At 43.6% G+C, this 6,394-nt stretch carries 6 protein-coding genes; 1 reads left to right on the top strand and 5 read right to left on the bottom strand.

Going from position 1 to position 6,394, the window contains the following annotated elements:
- Positions 1 to 936 precede the first annotated feature (936 nt).
- Positions 937 to 1,194 carry a helix-turn-helix domain-containing protein gene (locus AB204_RS08090; protein WP_047962875.1) on the top strand — a complete coding sequence of 86 codons (258 nt, stop codon included), beginning with the start codon at positions 937 to 939 and terminating at the stop codon, positions 1,192 to 1,194.
- Positions 1,195 to 1,497: 303 nt separating this feature from the next.
- On the opposite strand, the gene fis is transcribed toward AB204_RS08090, so the two are convergent.
- The 5 genes from fis to AB204_RS08065 all read right to left on the bottom strand — a co-directional run bounded on the left by fis (position 1,498) and on the right by AB204_RS08065 (position 5,668).
- Positions 1,498 to 1,794 carry a DNA-binding transcriptional regulator Fis gene (gene fis, locus AB204_RS08085; RefSeq protein ID WP_010847912.1) on the bottom strand — a complete coding sequence of 99 codons (297 nt, stop codon included), beginning with the start codon at positions 1,792 to 1,794 and terminating at the stop codon, positions 1,498 to 1,500.
- A gap of 7 nt (positions 1,795 to 1,801) precedes the next feature.
- Entirely contained in the window at positions 1,802 to 2,785 is a 984-nt protein-coding gene (gene dusB, locus AB204_RS08080) for a tRNA dihydrouridine synthase DusB (protein ID WP_047962874.1), read from the bottom strand.
- A gap of 284 nt (positions 2,786 to 3,069) precedes the next feature.
- On the bottom strand, positions 3,070 to 3,951 hold the full coding sequence (gene prmA, locus AB204_RS08075; RefSeq protein ID WP_047962873.1) for a 50S ribosomal protein L11 methyltransferase: 882 nt from the start codon (positions 3,949 to 3,951) through the stop codon (positions 3,070 to 3,072).
- Between the two features lie 39 nt (positions 3,952 to 3,990).
- Positions 3,991 to 5,436, bottom strand: a complete 1,446-nt coding sequence (gene panF / locus AB204_RS08070) for a sodium/pantothenate symporter (RefSeq protein ID WP_047962872.1) — start codon at positions 5,434 to 5,436, stop codon at positions 3,991 to 3,993.
- Positions 5,426 to 5,668 carry a YhdT family protein gene (locus AB204_RS08065; RefSeq protein WP_047962871.1) on the bottom strand — a complete coding sequence of 81 codons (243 nt, stop codon included), beginning with the start codon at positions 5,666 to 5,668 and terminating at the stop codon, positions 5,426 to 5,428. Before AB204_RS08065 ends, panF begins: the two co-directional genes overlap by 11 nt.
- Positions 5,669 to 6,394 lie beyond the last annotated feature (726 nt).

The raw sequence follows: 6,394 nt of genomic DNA, 5'->3' as shown, positions 1-6,394 counted from the left end.
CTATTGTTCTTTTTATTTCCAAAGATAAATCTTCAAAATCACTCATTTCTATACTGCCTCAAAAATAAAGATATATAATTTTAATATATCGTCTGATGATGATTATCTAATATTATGCATCATAATGTTCTTTTGGAGTAGGAGCGACAGCAATTTCAATTAATTATTTATTGATTTTACTTATATCCGAATAATGTTGGTCATCTTCTCGGATAACCGATATGTGTATAAACAGAATTTTTCCTAACCAGAATGTAGAAGGTTTTCTATGAAACAATCATTCTTTACTGACAGATAGAACACCGCCGTTCTCAAGCAGAATACTAGTCCCTAAGTTGTGCGAGTATCTGCTTCTATAAACTAGCGACATGGACGCGGCACTGATGAGTTAGCTCAAAGAGTTTGAAGAGAAAAATCTTCACCTAGAAAAGATGTGAATCACCATAGATGATTCTATCATTTCCTAGCACGAAACTTCTCATGACGACATAATATAGAGACTAGTCGGTTGATCTTGTTTTTTTATGTGAACTAGTGCTATGAATGTCCGCTTCACGCCCTGAGACATTCGACAAGATTTTTATTTGTTAAGCAAAGCCGACTGTCATATTTGCTTGAACTCAGAGTAGAAAAAATATCAGATCTCATCTGGACAGCACATAACACAAAAAGTTAAGCGTTTATACTGATTCGCTTATTGAAGCTGTTAAACCAATCAGTTAAAGTAGCCCCGCCATTAGCAAAATCTAATGGTCAAGGATTATCACCCTTGAAGATCAACCACTGGTAGGATGTTTCTGCCAGTGTGTCTGCTATCGCCCTTTCTATGGCGGTTCAGGCAGGGGAGGCTTACGCCTCGCCGGAAGTTGATCCCGGTTGTGATAACCCTGTCTGAATCGCCACCATCAATATTAATTAATGGAAGGGGTAGCAGGAATGAATAACGTTAAAAATGACTGGCATCAAGCCGACATTATCGCAGCATTGCGTAAGCGTGGTACAACCTTAGCTGCTGTTTCTCGTGAGGCGGGACTCAGTTCATCTACACTGGCAAATACACTTAGCCGTCTGTGGCCTAAAGGCGAATGGATTATTGCTAACTATCTTGAAATACATCCCTCTGAAATATGGCCTAGCCGTTATTTTGATCAGCGCGGTCAGCCTATTGAACGAAAGGTTAGAAATAAGCCATAAGATAATCAGCCTATTTTTTGAAAATCGCCGGGAAGATAGCCGTAACGGGGTATCTTCTCACTGCTAGAAACATCCGTAATTCTCATCTCAATATCTCTCAACGAAATACGCTGCGGTCGAAACGTTTAGCTTACTGGCCTTTATAACAAGCCCAATTCTTATTTTCCGTTGGTACTCATGTTGTTCTGTGGGTCTTTGTGCTGAGGGTTTTTCTGTGGGGTAATCGGTGGGGTAATATTAAATAAAAAGGCACTTCCCATATAATGAAAAGTGCCATTTTATCAACAGGTTACTAAGTAAAACTTAGTTCATGCCGTATTTTTTCAGTTTCTTACGCAGAGTGCCACGGTTGATGCCCATCATCAGTGCTGCGCGGGTTTGGTTGCCACGGGTGTATTGCATCACCATGTCCAACAGTGGCTGTTCTACTTCAGCCAGTACCAGCTCATACAGGTCATTAACGTCTTGACCGTTCAGTTGAGCAAAATAGTTCTTCAGTGCTTGTTTAACTGAATCACGCAGAGGTTTTTGAGTTACCTGATCTTGTGAATTTACAGTAGCAACGGTTAGTACATCAGAATTTACGCGTTGTTCGAACATAGTTCTGTCAGCTCTTTTCTTTATTTACGCAAAAATTTTCGAAGTATGCCTCCAACGCCTCCAGCTGTTCGCTGGCATCCTCTATGGCGTTGAATGTGCGCCGAAACTGGTCATCAGGAGCATGTTCCTTGAGATACCAAGATACATGCTTACGTGCAATACGAACTCCTTTGCCTTGACCGTAAAAATCGTGCAGTTCTCGTATATGCTCGTTCATTAAACGCTGCACGTCGCCAAGTGGCATCGGTGGCAGCAGTTCTCCTGTTTCCAGATAATGCTGGATTTCCCGAAAGATCCAGGGTCTTCCCTGAGCAGCGCGGCCTATCATTAGGGCATCAGCCCCAGTGTATTCAAGCACTGCTCTGGCTTTTAGCGGGTCAGTAATGTCGCCATTAGCAATAATTGGTATGGCAACAGTCTGCTTAACTGTCCGTATATTGTCGTACTCAGCCTCGCCATTAAACAGGCAAGCTCGTGTCCTGCCATGTATCGTAAGAGCCTGAATACCACAACGCTCGGCCAATTGGGCAATTTCTATACAGTTGCGTTCTTCCGGTGACCATCCTGTGCGAATCTTCAAAGTAACAGGCACATCAACCGCATTGACTACCGCAGAAAGGATTTTTTCAACCAGTTCTGGATAACGCAGTAATGCAGAGCCTGCCAGCTTGCGATTCACTTTTTTGGCTGGACACCCCATATTGATATCGATGATTTGAGCGCCATTGTCGACGTTGATTTTCGCCGCCGCCGCCATCTCATCGGGATCACTACCGGCAATTTGTACAGAACGCACTCCGGGTTCGTCGCTATGAACCATACGCAGCCGAGATTTATCCGTCTTCCAAACCTGAGGATTAGAAGAAAGCATTTCTGAGACTGTCATTCCTGCTCCCATATGATAGCAAAGAGATCGAAACGGGCGATCTGTTATGCCTGCCATAGGGGCCGCAATAAGACAGTTTTTCAACTGGTATTGTCCGATACGCATAGGCGAAGAAAGAGTGGTCAACTGTGACTAAGGGCGCGTATATTACGCATTTTTCACAAGATATGAAAGGCCAAACTTTGAGCGAATCGATATTTATAACGGATTTTTTCCAGTTGATTTTTTCAAAAATGGTTAATTATCTTTAAATAACATATGGTTACGCGTTATTGACGAAATTTATTATTACTTATATTTCTAATCACAAAGAGAGCGGATTATCACCAATTGACCTCCTGGGTGATCATTTTAGTGGATAATCTCGCTTTTCCATAGGCATTAAGTGATTATTTTTTAATCCCTGTGATGCGGCACCATTCTTCTTGTTCAGCTATCGGATCGATAATGAATTCATTGTCATAGGCTTGGGCAACTCCTTCAGCCTGACTTGCCAGAACGCCAGACAAGCCCAATAATCCACCTGATTTAGGCAGTGAGCCGATAACAGGGGCAAGTTCACGCAATGGGCCAGCCAGAATGTTGGCAATGGCGATATCGCATTCGAGGTCTTTAGGCTGATCTTTAGATAAATAGAGGGTTAACTGGTCGGATACACCGTTACGTTCAGCGTTATCCCGGCTGGCTTGGATGGCTTGTGGGTCGATATCAATACCGATGGCATGTTTCGCGCCTAATTTCAGGGCTGCGATAGCCAGAATGCCGGAACCACAACCGAAGTCGATAACAGTTTTTCCCGCCAGATCCAAACCATCAAGCCATTGCAGGCACAGTGAAGTGGTTGGGTGAGTTCCTGTCCCGAACGCCAAACCCGGATCAAGCATGACATTGACGGCATCAGGTTCTGGCACTTCGCGCCAGCTAGGGCAAATCCACAGACGCTTGCCAAAACACATTGGGTGGAAGTTGTCCATCCATTCGCGTTCCCAGTCTTTATCTTCCAACTGCTCAATTTTGTGGATGAAGTTCCTGCCCAGTTGTGGAAGCTGTTCCAGTTGGCTTACAACCGCCTTCATATCCATTTCAGCATCGTACAGGCCGATAACGTCGGTATCGCCCCATAAACGGGTTTCGCCCGGCAGAGGCTCAAAAATCGGGGTATCGTGGCTATCTTGAAAAGTGACGGATACTGCGCCACTTTCCATTAGCTCATCACCCAATGCTTCAGCTTGTTGTCCCGTGGTGTTAAGTCTTAATTGTATCCAAGGCATAAAAATTCTCTTTATTGTGGAGATAAAATCACGCTGCGATTATTGAGAGGCAGCGGTTTGTTGTGTGTGTTTATGACCCATCATATTGCCTATTCCGAATGCCAGTAAACTCAGCAACAGTGATGGCACGATGGGATGGAAACCGAGAAGCGGGATATTAAACGTTGCCAGCAGGGTATAGCTTGTGGCACCGATCAGCATCGAACTGATTGCTCCGTGGGCATTGGCTTTTTCCCAGTATAACCCCAGTACCAGCGGCCAAAGGAAAACGGCTTGCAATCCGCCAAATGCCAACAAGTTCAGCCAGATGATCATCTCAGGTGGACGCCATGCTGCCAATAGCAGTAATGCACCTAAAAGTAAGGTGGAATAGCTGGAGATACGTGAGAGTTTTTTCTCTTGGCTGATCTGATGCGGAAACAGGTTTAAATAGAGATCCTTGACGATGGTAGCCGAAGATTGCAGCAGTTGGGCGTTAATCGTGGACATAATCGCAGCCATAGGCGCAGCCAAAAAAATCCCGGCAGCGACAGGCGGCAGTACGGTGATCATCAGGGTTGGGATAACTTGATCGGGGATGGTCAGATCAGGAATGATCGCCCGCCCCAAAGCGCCGGCAAGGTGCATGCCGAACATCAGGATTGCCATGACGATGGTACCGAGAATAATACCGCGATGAACCGCCTTGCTGTCTTTATAGGAAATGCAACGCACAGCGGTGTGTGGCAGCCCGATGACGCCAAAGCAGACCAATACCCAGAAGGACGCCATAAATGGCCCTGTAAGGATATTATCCGCGCCATGGGGAGAAACCAGATTCGGGTCAATGGCACGCAAAGTGGTGACCGCCGCTGACAACCCGCCGGCTTTGTAGATAATGCCTGCCAGCAGTAACACCGTTCCCAGTAGCATCACCAACCCTTGCAAGGCATCATTGAGGACACTGGCCCGAAAGCCGCCAAAAGCGGTATACAGGGCAATTGAAACACCAAAAATCAACAATCCCGTATCGTAAGGGATGCCCGCAGCAGTTTCGAGTAAACGCGCCCCGCCAATGAATTGCACTGTCATTGCACCGACAAAAGCAACCAGCAGGCTTATGCTGGCAAACCAGACCAGAAAACGACTCTGATAGCGCGCATACAGCATATCGTTGAGCGTGACCGCATTGTAACGGCGGGCGAGGATGGCAAATTTTTTCCCCAGTACGCTCAGTGAGAGCCATATTGCTGGCAGTTGGATCAGGGATAACAATACCCAACCGATCCCGTACTTATAAGCGGCGCCGGGGCCACCGATAAATGAGCTGGCACTGATATAGGTGGCTGTAATGGTCATTGCCAGTACAAAACCCCCCATGGAGCGATTACCGAGAAAATACTCATTCAGGAATTCGCCTGTTTGTCGGCGGCGATAGGCATAGATTGACAGTATGAAAACCAATACCAGATATCCCACGAGAGGCAGAATCACTTCACTTTGCATCAACATCCTCCAGCGGAATTTCCTTAAATATAAACTTCACCATCAACCAGCAGAGGATGATAAATAAGGCGGGTAGCAGCAGGCAAGCCAGTTCAAACCAGCGGGGTAATCCCGTTAAGCCAATGGCATCACTGGGTAAATAGGCACATAGCAGCCAACCAACAAGATAAGCTAACGTCAGGAATACTGCCCAACGTGCTTCTTTGTGGGATTGAACAAATCGTCTGTCCATCCGTTCTCCGGGTAACTTACATGAAACAATATGGGGGGAATTGTACGGTAATGCGTAGATTTATTCAGGGGAAAATGTGCCGTAGGAATGTTGAATAACAGCAAAAGATTATTTAAAGGTGAAACAAAATAATAGTTGATTGGTTCCTGTATGTATTTCGTCTTTTTGTTAATTATGTCGTGAAGTCTTAATTTTTTACTAAGAATAGGATTTAAATGTAAAGATAAGAAAGTTTTATTACTAAATTTAGGATGTTTTTGAATGTACCATTTTTCCATTTTTTTGCATGGAATTGAAATGAAAGTAGATGACATTTAGAAACCAAATGTTAACTCTTAATTCTTGTAATAGTAAAAATAAGAAAAATAGCGAGCTTGGCTTTTTGTTTTTAGTTTGTTGATTTAATTGTGTTTATTTTTCGTTTTTGTGGTTTTTCTAATGATCTTATTTTTTTGTAACTCTCATGATTTGATTTTTTATCAGATTTTAATTAAATAAATTAATGTAGGTAAAAGTGTTATTTATATTATCAATGGTTTTCATCATCTAATCATATGTTTCTTATATAGGTAATCGAATTAGGCTTTTATTTTTCAAATTAAATAATTTGAACATCATAGACGGCAAACAATGATCTTGTTTATCTGCCTTAATTAAACATCTATCAGAAATAAAAATCAGGCATGAATGTTATCAGCTTGTGACATTAGTTGAGAGCAATAGTAT

The organism is Xenorhabdus khoisanae, assembly GCF_001037465.1.
Taxonomy (GTDB): Bacteria; Pseudomonadota; Gammaproteobacteria; order Enterobacterales; family Enterobacteriaceae; genus Xenorhabdus; species Xenorhabdus khoisanae.
Note: the sequence above shows the minus strand (reverse complement) of the source record. Positions and strands in the feature narration are given on the sequence as shown.